General features: G+C 48.2%; 1 protein-coding gene. It reads right to left on the bottom strand.

The genetic code is table 11. The features are described from left to right. A partial coding sequence (locus tag ACS8FC_RS17845; protein WP_459112979.1) for an AsmA family protein occupies window positions 1-680 on the bottom strand: 680 nt, incomplete at both ends.

The following is a 680-nucleotide window of genomic DNA, read 5'->3' as shown; positions in this document are numbered from 1 at the left end:
CTTTTGGCAAGCGCAGTTTTGCGGCCAAACTACCTTTAGCACTAAGTGGCTGGCCTTTCAGCATACCGCTCAGATTAATTTTTTTGATATTGATCGTTTGCTGTGTATCGCCCCAGCGCCCATCCGTATCGATGGTACCCGTGATAAGGCTTGGTGTATCCTTTAAGAAATATCCAATATTGAAGCGATCCATCACCGCATTGATGTCCCACGCAATGCCTTGACGCACATCGACCGTTCCTGTGGCATCGATACTACCTGCTGCACCCACGTGGCGGAAGCGCTTGATACGAATTAGTTGGCTATCGCCGCTAGCCTCAATGTTGAGCTTACCTGCTGGTAATTGCTCGGCATCCAAGACCCCATCAAAATTCACGGCAAAACGCTGTAATGTACCTGCAGTATTTGGGCTGTTTTTAGGCGCAGCCTGCCACTCGCCACTGGTTTTTAGATCACCTGTGATGATTGCTGGATTATTGGGTAAAAAGTAACCCAAATTGAAGTTGTCAAAGCGACCATCGACGGTCCAGCCGATGTTATTACGCAAATCAATGACGCCTTTGGCATTCACTGCGCCAGCTTCACCATTATAATTTAGTTTGCGGATACTAATCAGATCGGGCGTACCCGCTGCGTCGATTGATAGACGACCTTTTGGTACGTCGGCTGTATCGATCTGA

The sequence above is a fragment of the Psychrobacter sp. 1Y4 genome, assembly GCF_051847555.1.
The sequence above is the reverse complement of the archived record's forward strand: the minus strand, read 5'-3'. Positions and strand labels throughout refer to the sequence as shown.